Below are 15,403 nucleotides of genomic sequence, written 5' to 3' on the forward strand. Positions count from 1 at the left end.
CAATCGCAAACTGATGAAGGCAATGAGACGCCCAAACTGGAGGACGTGGTGAGAAAGTCTTACCAATTTAGAGACTTTAAAGCTCATTCGAGACCTCGATGTCTTGATTCAAGACGGCGCTCTCGACGAAGTTTCCGAGCGCACGAGCAGTTGAGTCATAGATCGACTTTTCTCCGTCCGCGCTTGAAAGCGTAAGCACGAACGCAACTTCTTGCGCCCCCGCCTGGCTGTGATGCGTCCACCCAAATTGGTAGAGATCACGCATGAACACGCGGGCATAAAGCCGCAGGTGTGGACCGGAAAAGCCAAGCCCGCTCCCCTTGGAAAAGTCTCTGCAGTGCCGTCTGATAGGCTGCCATTTGCGAAGCTCATCGCGGGCGTTGTTTTCCGGAAGCGTCGACTCTTTCATTGAGCCAAGTAGCGACGGCCACTTATCCGCTCCCGACTGATACGCCAGAGATGTCTCCAAGCGGGAAGCGAAGTAGTTTGCGCCGCCAAACGGCGACACGAGAGGCCGCAAAACAGCGGTCAAGCTGGCGCGTCCGAACAATTTTCCGTCACGCACCAGCTCGGGAGGAATAGGAATATCGTTCCAGTAATATGCGGTTCCCGGCTCTAGCTGTGCCCGCCACGCAAGCGTGACACTGCCGGGCGCGCAGGTCCAAGGAAGGTGCCCTTGATACGGAGTTCCCCAACCGAGGTTGGGATCGTGCTCACTTCGCTCGGCCGAATTGATGAGTAGAGCCTTAACCAGATCCGGCGTTGGTTCCCGTAAGCTATCGAAAGTGTGGGCTGCCAAAGACGATACCAATGGCGTTGCGTAGCTGCTTCCCGTATCGACGACCCCACCCAACATCCTAAGATTCGAAAACCATGATAGGTCCGGTTTCATCATCCCATCGGGGCCGGGACCGGGGAGACAGGCAGGGCAACGGTCGCCTGGCGTTCCATCCGGGAGCGCCTGACGGCCACCTACCACAATCGCCGCTTCGCAATCAGCTGGCGGATTGGGCCGGGAATTGTTGTCCGGGCTGACATTTCCAACGGAGATCACTGGAAGAAATCCCGCAGATCTCGCCAGAAGACTGATTTCATGGCCGAGGACGCTTACCTCGGAGGGATCCAAACCGGCGCCGTCCTGATTGGCAGAGATGTTCCAGACGCGCGCTTCTGGATAAAGACGCGCAACCTCCGCCAGATAGTCCACCAACTCCCGCTCATCGAAGCGCCGATTGGCGTTCCGATGGGGGACGGCCTGAACAGTTCCGATACGGCAGTTTAGTTCAGGCAGCGAGCGATTTTTGTTCCAGGCGTGCCCATGGATAACGAGGGAGCTAACGCTATTTCCGTGCGGCTTGTCGGCTTGGGCGTTCGTGACGAAAGGTGTCGCCCTGAAAGCTTCAGCCGCAGTGTAGGTTCGTGCATGCAGACCGCCATCGACGACGGCAACGATTGGAGCATTCTCATTGATTATTGGTGCAGGAGGCTCCGCTCCTTCGCCAGGTGCTGCCACTCTGATCGGCCGCACAGGATCAATGCGATACGAAGCGCCTGACGCAATGAGCTGTCTCAACCCTTCTTTGTTCGGAATTCGAACTGTAGCGCGTCCGACGCCGGTGTTTCGATAATCTCGCATTGCCCGTGCAATGCTGGATTGTCGTGGTGTCGTGAGAGAACGCGGTTCTTCCGCTTCCTCAGATGTCCCGAGCGTGAGCCGCACGCTGGTAAATGTCGGCATGACCAGCCTCTCATTGGCAAAACCCTGGATCCGCTCGAGGACTTCGGCCTTGGCATCTCGATCGCGAAACGGCGCAAGCCAAACAACGAACAAACGTCCGTCATCATCTTCCGGTGCGGAATTCCAGAGTTCATTGACCGATCGACCGCGCAAACGACTTTTGGCATCAAATTGTTCGAGAGACGAAACACGGGATATGTCGGCTTGCACCGCATAGCCGATTGGATGTTCGATTGCGTGAAGGAGGCGAGGCAATTCTTTGACTTCAGCCTCGATCAAATAGCCGCCAGGAAGAGGAGCAACGAGCCTGCATCCATGACGCTGCGAGAACAGGTCATCGGGGGTGTGCGTTGGAGCAAGGGAATCCTCACTGAACATCCGAACGACTAGGTGCGTTAATCCCGAGTATGTGGGCAACTCTGTCCGGTGTTCATAAATGTCGCGTGTTTCGCTCGCGAGCACGTCCTGCTGCCGGCCGAGCCGCTCCTTGACGATGCTGTCGATGCCTTTGCCACGCCCCGTCGGACTCCGCAGCGCCGGATCCATCTGAAGGCTCAGAACGGGATAGAGAAGGGGTTGGTCTCTAGGCTCCGCCATACTACACCTCCCCTTCCTGTTGCTTCAGGTAAGCATAAATGGCTTGACGTGACACTCCGAGAATGCGGGCGGTATCCGCGCCCCCAATGGCGTGCTTCTCCTTGAGGGCAATTGCAACCTGGCGTTTCTGCTCCGCATCCAATGGCTGCCGCTGTACAGGGACAGTACGGCCTGAACGCGGCTCAAGCAGAGCCGCAACGATGGCTCCAAAATCAATGTCACGCGACTCATGAACGGCATGACGCCGCGCCGACAGACTCATCGTTTCGATATCGGCCCCCGACAACCCTTCGGACACGACGGCGAATAGCTCGGCGCGACTCTCCTCATCTTTGTCCTCAAAAAGAAAATGGCGCCAAAGGTCAGCGCGAACGCTTTCATCCGGAAGACCGAGTTCAATTTTATAAGGAAACCGCCTCCATATTGCAGGATCAAGAAGATGCGCATGATTGGTTGCAGCAACCACTATCGAGCTCGGGTCCAGCCCGTCCAACGCTTGAATGACGGTATTGACGACGCGTTTGAGCTCGCCCAACTCGTGCCGATCGTCACGCAGCTTTGCGACTGCATCCATCTCATCGAGAAAAAGAACGGCATTTCGCGCCGGCACGAAATCAAACACCGAGCGGATATTTTTGGCGGTGTCCCCGAGCAAAGAGGAGATGACCGAGTCGAGCCGGACAACATATAGCGGACGAGACAATTGCGCAGCGATATGGCCGGCAAGGAGAGACTTGCCCGTTCCTGGCGGGCCCGAGAGCAGAAGCCCAAGACGTGACGCCAACCCTTTGGCGCTCAAGTCATCAATGCGCCGGGCATCCGCGATGAAATCGCTGAACACATGCCACCCGCCTTCGTTGAGAAAAATGGGCGTATCGGGCCAGGTCTGCTCCTCGACAAGCGGCAAGCGGGATTTCGAGTCCACGGGTAGCGATTCCACGTAGCCAGACGCCTTCAAGGGCACCCCTCTCTTGCGCACCAGGGCCTTCAGTTCCTTGGCAATGGAAGTCTCACCATTCTTGTCGAGATCTCGCGCGAGCGCATTCGCAGCTCTGCGTACGCGCGTGTAGTCAGCGGAAAGTGCCGCATCGGCCAACTCCAGCACATTTTTCATCTCAATGGTCATGATCACTCCATGCGTAAAATTTCTATCCCAATTCGTAAACCACAATAGCCGTATTGACAATTAAATTTTAATTAATGTAAATTGGTATGGCACTCAAGAAAAAGGAATCTGATGCAATGACAAAGAAAAATCAGCATGTGGTTCCCCATAACGGCGAATGGGCCGTGCGGGGCGCTGGAAATCAGCGAGTGACCTCCACGCATGGAACACAGGCCGACGCGGCTGCTGCTGCTCGCAAGATTGCGATCAACCAGCAGAGCGAAGTGGTTATCCACCGTCCCAACGGACAAATCCGAGACAAGGATTCCTACGGTCGCGATCCGTTCCCGCCGCGTGGCTAAAACCTGAGGCCGTCTGGAGTGAGGCGGCCTCTTCATCAAAGGAGAGAAGAAATGCAGTTTGAAGGCGCATTAGTCCGCGAGCAAGGCGTCACATTCGCCATCGTCATAGTTAAGCCGCACGTCCTGAACAGCGGCTATCAAGCCGATGAGGTTGCGTATAGCTTCCAGCCGGCATTCCCGGGCGTGCCGATTGTTCTCATGGCGCAAAACAGCCGGGGCGTACCGACATATCGTGGCCGACGTGATCTCGTTAATTTTCTGTCGCGGGTGCCTATGCAGACCATACCCTGGAAGCGCTACACCTTGAACTGACCGGGAAGACTGCGTAGATGCTCAAAACCGATACCCGTCAGGCTAATTGGCGACGAGCCAATCCCGCAAAGTATGAGGCTCACCTCGTCGTGCAGCGTGCAGTGAAGGCGGGCGAGCTGAGAAAGGACACGTGTGAGGTCTGCGGCAACGAAGCCGTCGATGCCCATCACGACCAATATGATCAGCCTTTGAAAGTCCGGTGGCTATGCCGTCGCCATCACACGAGGCTTCACCATTACGGTGAGGACCTGTTTCCCATCCGGTCTTCGTGTTAGCGCTCATCGCCGAGGTGCGCAGAAGAAAATATGAGCCATGAAGGCATGGGCGACGGGAAAACGGCGGCGCAGACGGCGGCAACAGAACTTTCCGACTAGATAATCCCCCACGCTCGAAACCTCCCCCTCCCCGTCATCTCGCGCAAGCCCAACTCCAAAACAATCCGCCGCGCCGCCTGCGGCGTCACATCCAGCGTTTTTGCCACCATTCCGGCGGACACCAGCGGCTTCGCCATCACCAGCTCGACCAGTTCCGGCAGTTTTGACGACGTCCGACGCCCTTCCAGCTTTCGCTCCATCAGGGTGCGCGCCAGCACCAGCCGGTCGTGTTCCTTGAGCCCGATCTCAGCCGCCGCCAGAAGTCCGTGGGCGATGGCCAGCAGTCGCGTCTCCCGATCACGACTTCGGCGCCGATCGACGGGAATGGTTTTCAGGCCAAGGTTGATGGCCGTGAGATGGGCGCTGGTGGTGATGCCAGCTTCCCGCAGGATGGAGGCGCAAAGAAGCCGGCCGAGCCAGGGTGCGTGCTGCAGCACGGAGAGCTCGTTCCAGGCATCGAGGGCGATGATCGCCTGCAACACCGCCGGCAAATTCTCCGCCTGGCGCAGCACGCCGCGCCATTCGTCGAGCCGGGCATCCTCATCCCAGTCAAGATCATAAATCATCGGGTCCTTCTCGGCTGCGGCGCCGCCTCTGGTCCCGCCAGGCCGAGTTGCATTTTCGATCGCGGCCGACGAACGCGCCAGCGTCGCATCGATGGCAGCGAGGTCGACGCCGGGGAGACTTTCCGCGGCATCACCGTCGTCCCCCTCCCCTTCCCGCTCGACCACCTGTGCAGGCTCCGCGGTGTTTTCAGAACCGTCTGATGGTCCAGGCCACGCCTGGGTTTGTCGCAAGGTTCGGATACCGTCTGGGGACAAAGCCCAGTCGGGTGACTGTCCGGAAATCCGCCGGCGGGTGCGCAAAACGTCGCGGGCGATGGTGAGTTCGTGGGTCGGCGTGCGGATGTCGCGGGTCGCGTCGTGGAGGACGAGGTCTTCGAGATGGACGAGCTCGCCGTCAATCCACAGCGAGGCGCAGGCGTCGGCGAAATGCATCCTCTCGATCCATCCCTGACCGACCGGCGAGCGAGCGATGCGCTCGTCGAGACGGGTGAGCGCGACACCGGCGTCGAAAGCCGGCCGCATCAGGGCGCTCATGCTGATTTTCGCGAGATCGTAAGCCATTGAAATCATGGTAAATGATTTCCTAAAGGAACGCTATATGAATATTAATATTCCTCACATGATATGATTTCTGGTTGAGGTCATAACCATCGATAAGTACCTCTTATCGATGGTAGTTGATTTCGCGGCGCAAATCGAGGAAAATCCGGGCAAATCACGGTCCAGCGGCCGCCGAAACACACGATTCTGGAGCCTCTCGTGGCTAAAGCGAAGACATCACAGACGTCCGTCGAGCGGCGCGCCGAAGAGCTCGATACCATTGCGTCCGTCCTGCCGCTCGAACGCCGCGACGAGCTCGCCGAGCTGTTGACCGATCAGGACGTCGAGACGCTGCGCCATCTCGTTAATCAGGGCATGGGCGACAATACGCTGCGCGCACTCACATCCGACCTCGCTTACCTAGAAGCCTGGGGGCTGGCGACCACCGGCAGTTCTCTTCCCTGGCCCGCACCGGAAGCACTACTGTTGAAATTTGTCGCCCATCACCTCTGGGATCCGGAAAAGCGCGCAACAGATCCCGACCACGGCATGCCAGCTGCGGTCGATGAAAACCTCCGGCGCCAGGGTTTTCTGAGATCCGTCGGCCCACACGCACCATCGACGGTGCGCCGGCGGCTGGCCAACTGGTCGACGCTGACCAGGTGGCGCGGCCTCCATGGCGCCTTCGCCTCCCCTGCCCTTAAGTCAGCCATTCGTCTGGCCGTGCGCGCCGTTCCGCGAACCCGGGCGCGCAAGAGCGCAAAAGCGGTCACAGGCGACGTTCTGGCAAAGCTGCTTGCGACTTGCGATTCGGACAGCCTGCGCGATCTACGCGACAAGGCAATCCTGATGGTGGCCTTTGCCTCCGGCGGCCGGCGGCGCAGCGAGATCGCCGGACTGCGGATTGAACAGTTTGTAGTCGAGCCGCCGATCGAGGTGCCGGACGGCCCTCCCCTCCCCTCTTTAGCCATTCATCTTGGCCGCACCAAAACGACGGCCGGCGAGCAGGACAACGTCGTCTATCTCACAGGCCGGCCTGTCGAGGCGTTGAATGCCTGGCTGGCGGCCGCCAGGATCGACAAGGGCAGCGTGTTTCGCGGGATCGGAAAATGGGGAACGGTTTCCAAACGGGCGCTAGATCCACAGTCGGTCAATGCAATCATCAAGCAGCGCGCCGAAATAGCAGGGTTGGAGGCAGGCCAGTTTTCGGCGCATGGTCTGCGGTCGGGCTATCTGACCGAAGCGGCCAACCGCGGAATTCCCCTGCCAGAAGCCATGGAGCAATCACGCCACCGATCGGTACAGCAAGCATCCAGCTATTATAACAGTGCTACACGCAGAAGCGGGCGAGCGGCCCGATTGTTGTAGATCGGGTCTCCTGTCAGAATTGCCAGGGCGAGATCAATTCGAGCCCTGTTGTCTCGAAATCTTTGAGGTTTCGGGTCGCCAACCGGCCACCATTGATCCGCGCTATCGCCGCGATCATGTCGTTCGGAGCCGACATCCCCCTCCCCTGCCGCGCAGCGTCTCCCATGATATCGCCATAGGCCAATGCTGCTTCTTCCGTGAAGGCAAAAATCTTGTCGGAGAACCGGCGACGCCAGCTCACAAGTCCCTCTTCCAGGCGATCGGCGCGCTGATACGGCCTGATCTTTTGAATACCAAAAGCGATCTCAGCAACTGCAACCGTCTGCAATGCCAATTCGGCGTCGTGACGAACCATCCATGCTATGACTGCAGAATCGGGAGCTTTCTTCAAAGTCTCCGGCATCACATTCGTGTCGAGAAAAATCAAAGCTCGACGCCTTTGTGAGCGCGTCTGTTTTCATCGATGATACTGTCGAAATCGATATCCGTACCCGACTGCGATGAAAGACGACTATAGAATTTCGCAGCGGGTTCAAGTCCTGCCTCACGAGCCTCATAGGTTTCGAGCGCGCGCTCAACGATATCGGCAATCGTGCGATTTTCTCGGCGGGCGAGCTTATGGGCGAGGTCGCGCGCTTTGGAACTGCGGACGGATAGTTGCGGTGTTACCATTGAGTGCTCCTTTCTCTGGATCCACAGTAACTTAACTTGAAATAGCCATCGAGATGGCAGATGCCATCTTGATGGCTATCTAGTATTTCTGATTTGGCGCCCCGTGGTTTGGTCATCGTGCATGTTCGTTCCGCGTGGAGGCCAACACATCCCCTCCCCGAACACCACACTTTAAGCAATTTCCGCCGTGGACGGCCATCAGAGTGTATTTCAAGCAGGTCGTGGCCCGGATGTCGTTCGACGCCGCGTTTTGCGTCTGACAGGGCTGCATTCAGGTCATAAAACACGCTTGCAACTACTCATTTTCTCACGCATTCCTTATTTGTACAAAGCACCTGAAAAACGCACGAGAGAACCATGGCAAAACGGCAAGTCGCCAATCCATCGCCGGCGCCTAAACGCCTTATAGGCTATGCACGTGTCTCTACCGACGATCAGGTCCATGACGCTCAAATGGACGAGCTGCGTGCTGTCGGCTGCGAGCAGATATTTCAGGAGCAAGGCTCGGGTGCATCACGCGCTCGGCCGGTTCTCACAAGACTTCTCGGGGACCTCACCGCCGGCGACGTGCTGGTTGTCGTCCGGTTGGATCGCCTTGCCCGGTCTGTCAGCCACCTTCTGCAAGTGATCGAAGATCTCGAGGAGCGTGGTGTCCATTTTCGTTCGATCTGCGATCCGATCGATACGTCCACGCCACAGGGCATGTTTTCTCTCCAGGTTCTTGGCGAGCGAATAGCTGCAGTCGCGCACTGAGAAATCCTCCATGCCGACCGGCAAGGCGATGCGCTTCGAGAAGCTCTGGAAAATATCTTCGCCGGTCTGCTGCCGGTAGATCGTGCCGATAGCGCTGAAATCCCAGTTGTTGTAGAACCAGAACGTGCCAGGCGCATGACTACCCCGCTCTGGTCGTTTATGGCGGATATCAGCAGTCTCGTAAGCCGCGACCTGGTAGACGCCAGATCGCGCCATGAGCAAATCGCGGATTGTCGCCCGCCGCTCGGTCGCCGTAAGCGCCGGGCACTTATCGTCAATACCGAAATCAGCAAGGGTACTGCCGAGATCGATGCGGCGCTCTCCGACCGCAATGCCATAAAGTGCGCTGAGAAGGCTTTTGCAGACAGAGGCGACATTCACCTTGCGGGACACGTCGCCCCAACTGGCAATCACCTTGCCGTCCTGCACCACCATGACGGCGGTGGATTTCAGGCTGGTTGCGTAATCCTGCGCTGCCTTCAGCCTATCAATCGACCAGCCAGCAGATGCAGGATCGATGTTTTGCCACGGCTACGCATTTACCCCCCGGCAAAAGAGCCGACAGCAAAAACAATCAAGCGCATAGAATGACCTTAGAAAAGTCACCAGTGTGAACGGCTTTATCTATCATGACGACGCAAGCGTGGCCTCGTTAGATTGTCCCCGTACAAATTCGCTATGTCTTAGAAAGGGATCTTTGCTATCCGTCGGCCTTCCAAGAGAGCCTGTCGCAAAATCCCAATTATAGCGACACTTGTTTTAGCGACGGTACAAGCAGCGAATGCGTGAACGTCGGCGATAGTTTTTTGCGTTGGTTGACGTTTCAGCACCGATCAGGAAAACCTTGTCAGCTGACAAGGTTTTTGGGGCGCCGATCTGACCCCGGATCAGTTCTTCTCGCTTGAGCAAGTCCAGATACCAGACGATCAATTGCTGCGACCGGTGAGGGGTGCCCAGCGTCCAAGGGCATCGGTTTAAAGACGTCCGCTACCCGCGACCTTGTCAGCTGACAAGGTTTGTAGTCGCACATCAACTTGAACGGTCAAGTTACACCTCGGAGGAGGGGAAGGGGGAGGGGCGGGCGGGTAGATCTCATGCGAAATGGTCGGGACCGCATATTCTTAGAAACGGCCACCACAATCACGACGAACCACACCCCGCGCCGACATCTGCTCGGGGAGGGGAGGGGAGGGGAGGGAGGCAAACAAACAAAATCCCAGCGAATTTATCATCCGAGCCCGTGAGTTGCCGCAACGGACGGACTTGATATGCTGAAACAGAAGGTGGACTTCAGTGTGAGGATAACTTCTGCCGCTCGAACAAAGGTCACCAGCACCGCGCCTTGAATCGGAAATTACTCAATCTGGGCGCCGAGGTAAACCCACAGGCCTGCGGGGGGAGGGGCGACGGTTGGCGAACTGCCTGCACCCACCAGATTATTCTAGAGCACGATAGCTGATCAGCTGGTTCGGTTGGTCTCCCACTCACGGGCCTCCAAGTCCGATTGCCCATCTTTGAACCAAATAAAAACTGCGGATCTGTCATGGCGAGCGTACGGCGAGCGACACAGCGTCTATGAAGTAGAACGGTAACGTCCCTCTGCTGCACAGCCGCATTAACGTTGCTGCCGAGCGGTTGGGAGAGCCCGACAAAGGCACTTTCAGAACCCCTTAGGCTGCCGGTCGCAGAATTTTCCGTGATTTCATATTAAGATTTGTTAGGTGAACCAGCGGATCGATGTCGCCAACCAATGGAACCTCCACCGATATCGTTGCATGGCCAACAACTTTGTTCAGCAATTCGCTTAACCCCAACATGCCATCACCCGGCGCCAACCGTCCTTCGCGGGCTTCACTCATCATGTCTTCTGGACGCTTGGGTGCCGGCCCAACTACGTCACAGAGCTGCACATGCCGTACGATATCAATTTTGATCTCGTCAATGTTTCCGCCATTTCGAAAAAAGTGAATGGCGTCGACCAAGACACCTGCATTGTCTTGGCCGGACGCCGTGACCAGTGAAGCAGCCTTGCTATAGGTGTTGATAGTGCGCCAACCCATGTTCTCCACGTCGACGGCCAACCCATATCGTCCAGCAAGCTGGCAGAACTCCGTCAAATTGCCGACTAGGCGTTGCAGGTCGCCATCATCGCCGCATGCGGAGAGTCGCTTGGCTCCGATATCGGCCGCGGCAGCGACGATGTGTTCGACCAAGGTAGCGTTGAAATCCGGGCCGATAATGAAAAACTCAATATCAAAAACGTTGATGCCTTCGCTGTCGAGCAAAGTTCGAAACTCCAGTGCATCCCTGCTGCCCTGCGGCAGCTCGTAATAGGCTGCCCCGGGGAAAGCGGGATGCAGCCGAAGTCCTACGGAATTGAAGCCTGCGACTGCAGCATGCCTGACGAACTGCTGGGGCGGCAGTTGGATCGCAGAGAAATGGGCGATGCCTACGGGCGGCTCTTTCACCGCAGCATCGGTCATCGCACAACTCCTGTACGAGCCAAATGATCAAGCAGGTTAGCGCCGGTGCGATGGATGTGCTGATGAAGCTTGTCAGTCGCGTAATCGCTGTCTCTCGCCACAGCGCCCTGAGCGATTTCACTATGCTCCTGGCTAACATTTCGGTCGCCTGAAGTCTGGGTCAGGAATTTTCTGCGATATCGATCATTCAAATTGAGCAGGGTCCTGCAGAAATGCAGGAGAAGTGGCTTTCCGCAGCCCGAAATAAGGGTGAGATGGAAGTCGCGATGCGCCATCTCCCAATATTCGAGAGTTTCCGGCTTGTTCGTATCGCGTTCGGCACGGTTGAGCTTGTGAAGCGCGCGCATGACATTGCTTTCCCACTCCGCGTCACCGACCCTAATCGACTCTTTCAACGCGAAAACCTCCAACTCTTCGCGAAGACTCGTGATCTCTTCCAGATTTGCGAGTGATACTGGCGCGACCCGGTAGCCGCGATTGTCTTCAAACTCCACCAGCCCATCGGAAATCAAGCGCGCAAGCCCTTCGCGCAAGGGGCTGAGGCTCACATTGAATGACTGTCGCGCCTTGTCGAGATTGATCTTGCTGCCAGCCTCCAGCCCTCCCGAAATAATTGCTTCGCGCAGCCGGAATGCCAGTTGGCTTCCAATCGTGTTCTTGCCGTCATCGGCAAAGTCACCGTTTCCGGCTTGCTCGTTGGGTGCGTCGGGTGAGTCACTCTGTCGCTTCATAAAACCTCCCACGAGAATGTCGCGCTTGATTGATGGGCGATATTATAAACGATTATTATTGTCAACGAATTTGGATTTTTCCGTCATGGTCGACAATAGAATTCACGATATTGAGTGAAATACTCCAATATCGGTGAACTATCTCACAATTTTGAAATTTCACAGAATCCTGACGCTGGGTGCGTCGATGAGCACTTGACAAATAATCGATTATTTACGTATCACTCGGACGGTGGGAGGTGACGATGGTGATTAAATCTGAAAGGGACTTAACGCCCGCCGTGATTGCGGCCATGGGCCAGACTTCAGATCCGAGGATGCGGGACATCCTGATGACTCTGGTGAAGCATCTTCATGCTTTCGTTCGCGAAGTACGGCTGACCGAGGTGGAATTCCGGGAAGCGACTGCGGTTCTCAACGAGATCGGCCAAATGCAAACCGATAGTCATAACGAGTTTGTCCTCATGTCTGGCTCACTTGGCGTGTCGTCCCTTGTCTGCCTGCTCAATAACGGTGACGAGGGGCAAACAGAGACTTCGCAGTCGCTTCTTGGACCATTCTGGCGCCTGAATTCTCCAAGAGTTGAAAACGGCGGCACGATCATCCGGTCCTACACGCCCGGTGTCCCGCTTTTCGTCCATGCTCGTGTGATCGATCGCGAAGGCAATCCTATTTCCAGTGCCGAGGTCGACGTCTGGCACGCATCCCCTGTCGGTCTTTATGAGAACCAGGATCCAGACCAAGCGGAGATGAACTTGCGCGGCAAATTCATGACGGACGGGGAGGGACGTTTCTGGTTCCAGACGGTCAAGATGGTTGGTTATCCCATCCCCGTCGATGGCGTCGTCGGACGCCTGCTCAAGGCTCAGGGCCGCCATCCTTTTCGACCGGCACATTTGCACGCGCTGATCTTCAAGCGGGGCTACAAGACGCTGATTTCGCAGGTTTTCGATCCGAGCGATCCGAATATCGAATCTGACGTTCAGTTTGGCGTGACTGCGGCGCTCACCGGCGATTTCATTCGCCACGACGAACCGCATCCAACCAACCGAGACATTCAGGCGCCGTGGTTCTCGCTCGACTACACTTATGTCATGGAGGCAGGCGAGGCTGTCTTGCCGCGCCCGCCGATCAAGTAACTTCATTTGGAGCCGGATAATGATCACCGAGGAACAACGCCAGTCAGCAGCCAGGGCCATCCTGGAGGCGGAAACCACGCGGACTCCCATTGTCCAACCCAGCAAAACTTATCCCGAGCTCGAAATTGAGGATGCGTATCGCATTCAGGCGCTTTGGGCCGAGTTGCGTGTTTCGCGCGGCGCGCGAATTGTCGGTCACAAAATAGGTCTGACGTCTCGCGCCATGCAAATGGCATCCAAGATGACCGAACCGGATTATGGGGTGATCCTGGATGATGCGCTCTACAATGATGGCGCGCAAATTAATGCGGATTTGTTCATCAAGCCGCGCCTGGAAGTCGAGTTGGCATTCGTAATGGGTGAAGACCTGGAAGGGGCGGGCACCCGTATCTATGACGTCATGCGCGCGACGGAGTTCATTCTGCCTGCGCTTGAGATCATCGATTACAGAACCGAAGTTCCGCGTGCGATTACAGACACAATCGCCGACAATGCAGCCTTCGGAGCAATCGTAGTGGGTGGGCGGGTAATCCGCCCGTTTGATATCGACATACGCTGGGTCGGAGCAACTCTGTCGAAAAACGGCATTATCGAAGAGTCCGGGGTTTCAGCCGCGATCATGGGTCATCCGGCGGCCGGCGTTGCATGGCTGGTCAACAAACTTCATGCCGTCGGTGGCGGCTTGAAAAAAGGTCAGATCGTCCTTGCGGGCTCATTTACGAGACCGGTCGACATCATAAAGGGCGATGTCATTCAGGCTGATTATGGGCCAGTTGGCTCGATCGGCATCTCTTTTACGTGAGGTAGAGATGGATCTTCCAGTCAATAAATTTAAAGCAAAACTGCAGGCCGGGCAAAGCCAGATAGGACTTTGGTGCGGGCTTCCAGGGAGCTACGCTGCCGAAATCGTGGCGCCAGCCGGGTTCGATTGGCTGTTGTTTGATACCGAACATTCCCCCGGCGACGTGCTGACCGTGCTGCCACAATTGCAGGCGGTCGCGGCTTACGATGTCGCGCCGGTGGTGCGCCCAGCTGTCAATGATCCAGTGCTGATCAAGCGGTTCCTGGATATTGGTGTACAATCCCTTCTAATCCCCTTTGTTCAAAATGCAGACGAAGCGAAAGCCGCGGTGGAAGCAACCCGGTATCCACCGAAAGGAATTCGAGGCGTTTCGGCGCTTACGCGTGCCACACGTTTCGGCAGGGTAAAGAACTATGCCCAGCAGGCGGAGAGGGAGATTTGCGTTCTCGTTCAAGTCGAAACGCGGGAGGCCATTGCTCATATCGAGGCCATGGCATCGGTCGAAGGGGTGGACGGGATATTTATCGGCCCGGCGGATCTCGCAGCCAGTTTCGGCTATCCGGGACAACCAGGCCATCCGGAAGTGGTCGAGGCGATTGAAAATACGATCGCATTGCTCAAACGGCTCGGAAAGCCGGCAGGAATACTCACGCCTGACGAGAAGTTCGCGGCCCGTTGCATGGAATTGGGAACGCTGTTCACTGCCGTCGGTGTCGATGTCGCATTGCTGGCACGCGGATCAGAAGCATTGGCGGCTAGGTTTTCGAGACAGTTGTAGACATGCAAGCTTTCGGGCACGTCGTCACCGAACTTGCGCCTATGGGCGTGAACCGATTGGCATGTGGAGAGCGATGCGGCCATTCGATCCAAACGCGTGCCAACTCGCATTAGAGGCCGAGAGCGGTCCGACCGTATCGGTGTCAACAGTCTTTCCACCCGGCCTGATAGCCAGCATGCACCTGCGCGCGGCGTCGTCTCGCTCCTGATTGAGGAGCCCAGTATCACGTTGGCGACCGGCACAAAGGAGGCGAGGCTGCGTCAAAAAGACCATGCCTGTCGATCTTGTAATTGAGTTGTTAAAGGAGCATTTCGGGTGTGTCCTATCCTGAAGGATAGACAATTCCAAGCAACAGACTGGAAGTACTCGAAATGGCTGACCTGGAATGGGTAGACTTTTTCCCAATAGTTTTCTTGCCGTTCAAAATTATCGTACTGGGCATTGGCATGTACTACGCCATCAAGTGGCATCACGATCAGGCGAAGAAAGATAACGAGGCCAAAGGAAACTGAGCGCCGACAGGTGTCAACTTGCTTCAATCCACATTGGTTTGGAAGCAGAATGGACCTTCTCCAAACCCGCCCCGACTAAACGTAGGGGGCGATTTGCGTAGCAGGAGATCGAGTATAGACCTCGCCTCAGGCACATGGCCCGCTAGATTATCCGCAAGCCCTTATGTATGCATGTATTTGACCAGCCCCGCCACGTAACAAGGTGGGGCTGAACTAATTTCTCTCGACCGGACCTCTCGGATAGAAAAGTGGAGGCATAGATTGAGAAACGTCGCGGGGAAGCGCGGCTTAAAGCAATGGCACGCAAGTCGTGAAGCTTACTTGCTCAGCGTTTGCGCGATAAGATCGAGACGCCATCTTCGCATTCATTGAATCGGATAACCCGTCAGCTGCCATCATGGTTGACGAACGGATCGTTTTGCAGTTCGTCGCTTGGTTGATTTTCCTGCGAGTAGTCGTGTTGGCAGAATTGTCGGGACACGCCAACTGGTTATTACTGTTGCGCCGTACCTCACGGCTTATGCCGTGGCGCCACCGGCGAATCGTATTCTCCACGTTCTTCACGGCACGA

15 protein-coding genes and 2 pseudogenes are annotated in these 15,403 nt (G+C 56.5%); 9 read left to right on the plus strand and 8 right to left on the minus strand.

The window, feature by feature from the left end; genetic code table 11:
• Positions 1-76 precede the first annotated feature (76 nt).
• Together CRO62_RS03040 and CRO62_RS03045 are read right to left on the minus strand one after the other, a co-directional pair.
• Positions 77-2,335, minus strand: coding sequence for a S8 family peptidase (locus CRO62_RS03040; protein ID WP_097099142.1), 2,259 nt, complete (start codon positions 2,333-2,335; stop codon positions 77-79).
• 1 nt (position 2,336) lies between these two features.
• Complete coding sequence (locus tag CRO62_RS03045) at positions 2,337-3,461, minus strand: AAA family ATPase (RefSeq protein WP_097099143.1); 1,125 nt, start codon at positions 3,459-3,461, stop codon at positions 2,337-2,339.
• A 116-nt stretch (positions 3,462-3,577) separates the two neighbouring features.
• On the opposite strand from CRO62_RS03045, the gene CRO62_RS03050 reads away from it, so the two are divergent.
• The 3 genes from CRO62_RS03050 to CRO62_RS03060 are packed head-to-tail and all read left to right on the plus strand — an operon-like array spanning position 3,578 to position 4,389.
• On the plus strand, positions 3,578-3,802 hold the full coding sequence (locus tag CRO62_RS03050) for a DUF2188 domain-containing protein (RefSeq protein WP_020918827.1): 225 nt from the start codon (positions 3,578-3,580) through the stop codon (positions 3,800-3,802).
• A gap of 51 nt (positions 3,803-3,853) precedes the next feature.
• On the plus strand, positions 3,854-4,114 hold the full coding sequence (locus CRO62_RS03055; protein WP_179784445.1) for a hypothetical protein: 261 nt from the start codon (positions 3,854-3,856) through the stop codon (positions 4,112-4,114).
• Between the two features lie 17 nt (positions 4,115-4,131).
• Positions 4,132-4,389, plus strand: a complete 258-nt coding sequence (locus tag CRO62_RS03060) for a hypothetical protein (RefSeq protein ID WP_097099145.1) — start codon at positions 4,132-4,134, stop codon at positions 4,387-4,389.
• 95 nt (positions 4,390-4,484) lie between these two features.
• Here the strand turns inward: CRO62_RS03060 and CRO62_RS03065 are convergent, their stop codons facing one another.
• Positions 4,485-5,624, minus strand: coding sequence for an RHE_PE00001 family protein (locus CRO62_RS03065; protein WP_097099146.1), 1,140 nt, complete (start codon positions 5,622-5,624; stop codon positions 4,485-4,487).
• Between the two features lie 189 nt (positions 5,625-5,813).
• Between CRO62_RS03065 and CRO62_RS03070 the strand changes: the two genes are divergently transcribed.
• Complete coding sequence (locus CRO62_RS03070) at positions 5,814-6,962, plus strand: site-specific integrase (RefSeq protein ID WP_179784446.1); 1,149 nt, start codon at positions 5,814-5,816, stop codon at positions 6,960-6,962.
• A gap of 13 nt (positions 6,963-6,975) precedes the next feature.
• Here the strand turns inward: CRO62_RS03070 and CRO62_RS03075 are convergent, their stop codons facing one another.
• A complete protein-coding gene (locus tag CRO62_RS03075; RefSeq protein ID WP_097099147.1) occupies positions 6,976-7,389 on the minus strand; it encodes a type II toxin-antitoxin system VapC family toxin in 414 nt (137 codons plus the stop codon).
• Positions 7,386-7,634: a type II toxin-antitoxin system VapB family antitoxin gene (locus CRO62_RS03080; protein ID WP_097099148.1), complete on the minus strand. Its 249-nt coding sequence runs from the start codon at positions 7,632-7,634 to the stop codon at positions 7,386-7,388. Before CRO62_RS03080 ends, CRO62_RS03075 begins: the two co-directional genes overlap by 4 nt.
• A 357-nt stretch (positions 7,635-7,991) precedes the next feature.
• Here CRO62_RS03080 and CRO62_RS03085 point away from each other — a divergent pair.
• Positions 7,992-8,360, plus strand: a pseudogene (locus CRO62_RS03085) (recombinase family protein); the annotation flags it as partial.
• Positions 8,361-8,390: 30 nt separating this feature from the next.
• Here the strand turns inward: CRO62_RS03085 and CRO62_RS03090 are convergent.
• The 3 genes and pseudogenes from CRO62_RS03090 to CRO62_RS03100 form a co-directional block, all read right to left on the minus strand.
• Positions 8,391-8,906, minus strand: a pseudogene (locus tag CRO62_RS03090) (serine hydrolase); the annotation flags it as partial.
• A 1,151-nt stretch (positions 8,907-10,057) separates the two neighbouring features.
• Positions 10,058-10,870: a sugar phosphate isomerase/epimerase family protein gene (locus tag CRO62_RS03095; protein ID WP_038496224.1), complete on the minus strand. Its 813-nt coding sequence runs from the start codon at positions 10,868-10,870 to the stop codon at positions 10,058-10,060.
• Positions 10,867-11,601 carry a GntR family transcriptional regulator gene (locus CRO62_RS03100; protein WP_097099149.1) on the minus strand — a complete coding sequence of 245 codons (735 nt, stop codon included), beginning with the start codon at positions 11,599-11,601 and terminating at the stop codon, positions 10,867-10,869. The genes CRO62_RS03095 and CRO62_RS03100 overlap by 4 nt, the downstream gene beginning before the upstream one ends.
• Positions 11,602-11,846: 245 nt before the next feature.
• Here CRO62_RS03100 and CRO62_RS03105 point away from each other — a divergent pair, with 245 nt between their 5' ends.
• The 4 genes from CRO62_RS03105 (at position 11,847) to CRO62_RS26825 (ending at position 14,832) form a co-directional block, all read left to right on the plus strand.
• Positions 11,847-12,740 (plus strand): dioxygenase, encoded by an 894-nt coding sequence (locus CRO62_RS03105; RefSeq protein WP_097099150.1) that lies wholly within the window; start codon positions 11,847-11,849, stop codon positions 12,738-12,740.
• 19 nt (positions 12,741-12,759) lie between these two features.
• Positions 12,760-13,542 (plus strand): 2-oxo-hept-4-ene-1,7-dioate hydratase, encoded by a 783-nt coding sequence (hpaH, locus tag CRO62_RS03110; RefSeq protein ID WP_097099151.1) that lies wholly within the window; start codon positions 12,760-12,762, stop codon positions 13,540-13,542.
• 7 nt (positions 13,543-13,549) lie between these two features.
• Positions 13,550-14,320 carry a 4-hydroxy-2-oxoheptanedioate aldolase gene (hpaI, locus tag CRO62_RS03115; RefSeq protein WP_097099152.1) on the plus strand — a complete coding sequence of 257 codons (771 nt, stop codon included), beginning with the start codon at positions 13,550-13,552 and terminating at the stop codon, positions 14,318-14,320.
• A gap of 371 nt (positions 14,321-14,691) precedes the next feature.
• A complete protein-coding gene (locus CRO62_RS26825) occupies positions 14,692-14,832 on the plus strand; it encodes a hypothetical protein (RefSeq protein WP_003518781.1) in 141 nt (46 codons plus the stop codon).
• The last annotated feature ends 571 nt before the right edge of the window (positions 14,833-15,403 follow it).

Origin of the sequence: Rhizobium sp. AN6A, from assembly GCF_900215635.1 — a bacterium.
In the GTDB taxonomy this organism is placed as follows: domain Bacteria; phylum Pseudomonadota; class Alphaproteobacteria; order Rhizobiales; family Rhizobiaceae; genus Agrobacterium; species Agrobacterium tumefaciens.

Coding starts and splice junctions, on each gene's coding strand:
- CRO62_RS03055 (WP_179784445.1), top strand. CDS start 3,854: ATGCAGTTTGAAGGCGCATTAGTCCGCGAGCAAGGCGTCACATTCGCC.
- CRO62_RS03060 (WP_097099145.1), top strand. CDS start 4,132: ATGCTCAAAACCGATACCCGTCAGGCTAATTGGCGACGAGCCAATCCC.
- CRO62_RS03040 (WP_097099142.1), bottom strand. CDS start 2,335: ATGGCGGAGCCTAGAGACCAACCCCTTCTCTATCCCGTTCTGAGCCTT.
- CRO62_RS03105 (WP_097099150.1), top strand. CDS start 11,847: ATGGTGATTAAATCTGAAAGGGACTTAACGCCCGCCGTGATTGCGGCC.
- CRO62_RS03045 (WP_097099143.1), bottom strand. CDS start 3,461: ATGACCATTGAGATGAAAAATGTGCTGGAGTTGGCCGATGCGGCACTT.
- CRO62_RS03100 (WP_097099149.1), bottom strand. CDS start 11,601: ATGAAGCGACAGAGTGACTCACCCGACGCACCCAACGAGCAAGCCGGA.
- CRO62_RS03095 (WP_038496224.1), bottom strand. CDS start 10,870: ATGACCGATGCTGCGGTGAAAGAGCCGCCCGTAGGCATCGCCCATTTC.
- CRO62_RS03065 (WP_097099146.1), bottom strand. CDS start 5,624: ATGATTTCAATGGCTTACGATCTCGCGAAAATCAGCATGAGCGCCCTG.
- hpaH (WP_097099151.1), top strand. CDS start 12,760: ATGATCACCGAGGAACAACGCCAGTCAGCAGCCAGGGCCATCCTGGAG.
- CRO62_RS03080 (WP_097099148.1), bottom strand. CDS start 7,634: ATGGTAACACCGCAACTATCCGTCCGCAGTTCCAAAGCGCGCGACCTC.
- CRO62_RS03050 (WP_020918827.1), top strand. CDS start 3,578: ATGACAAAGAAAAATCAGCATGTGGTTCCCCATAACGGCGAATGGGCC.
- hpaI (WP_097099152.1), top strand. CDS start 13,550: ATGGATCTTCCAGTCAATAAATTTAAAGCAAAACTGCAGGCCGGGCAA.
- CRO62_RS26825 (WP_003518781.1), top strand. CDS start 14,692: ATGGCTGACCTGGAATGGGTAGACTTTTTCCCAATAGTTTTCTTGCCG.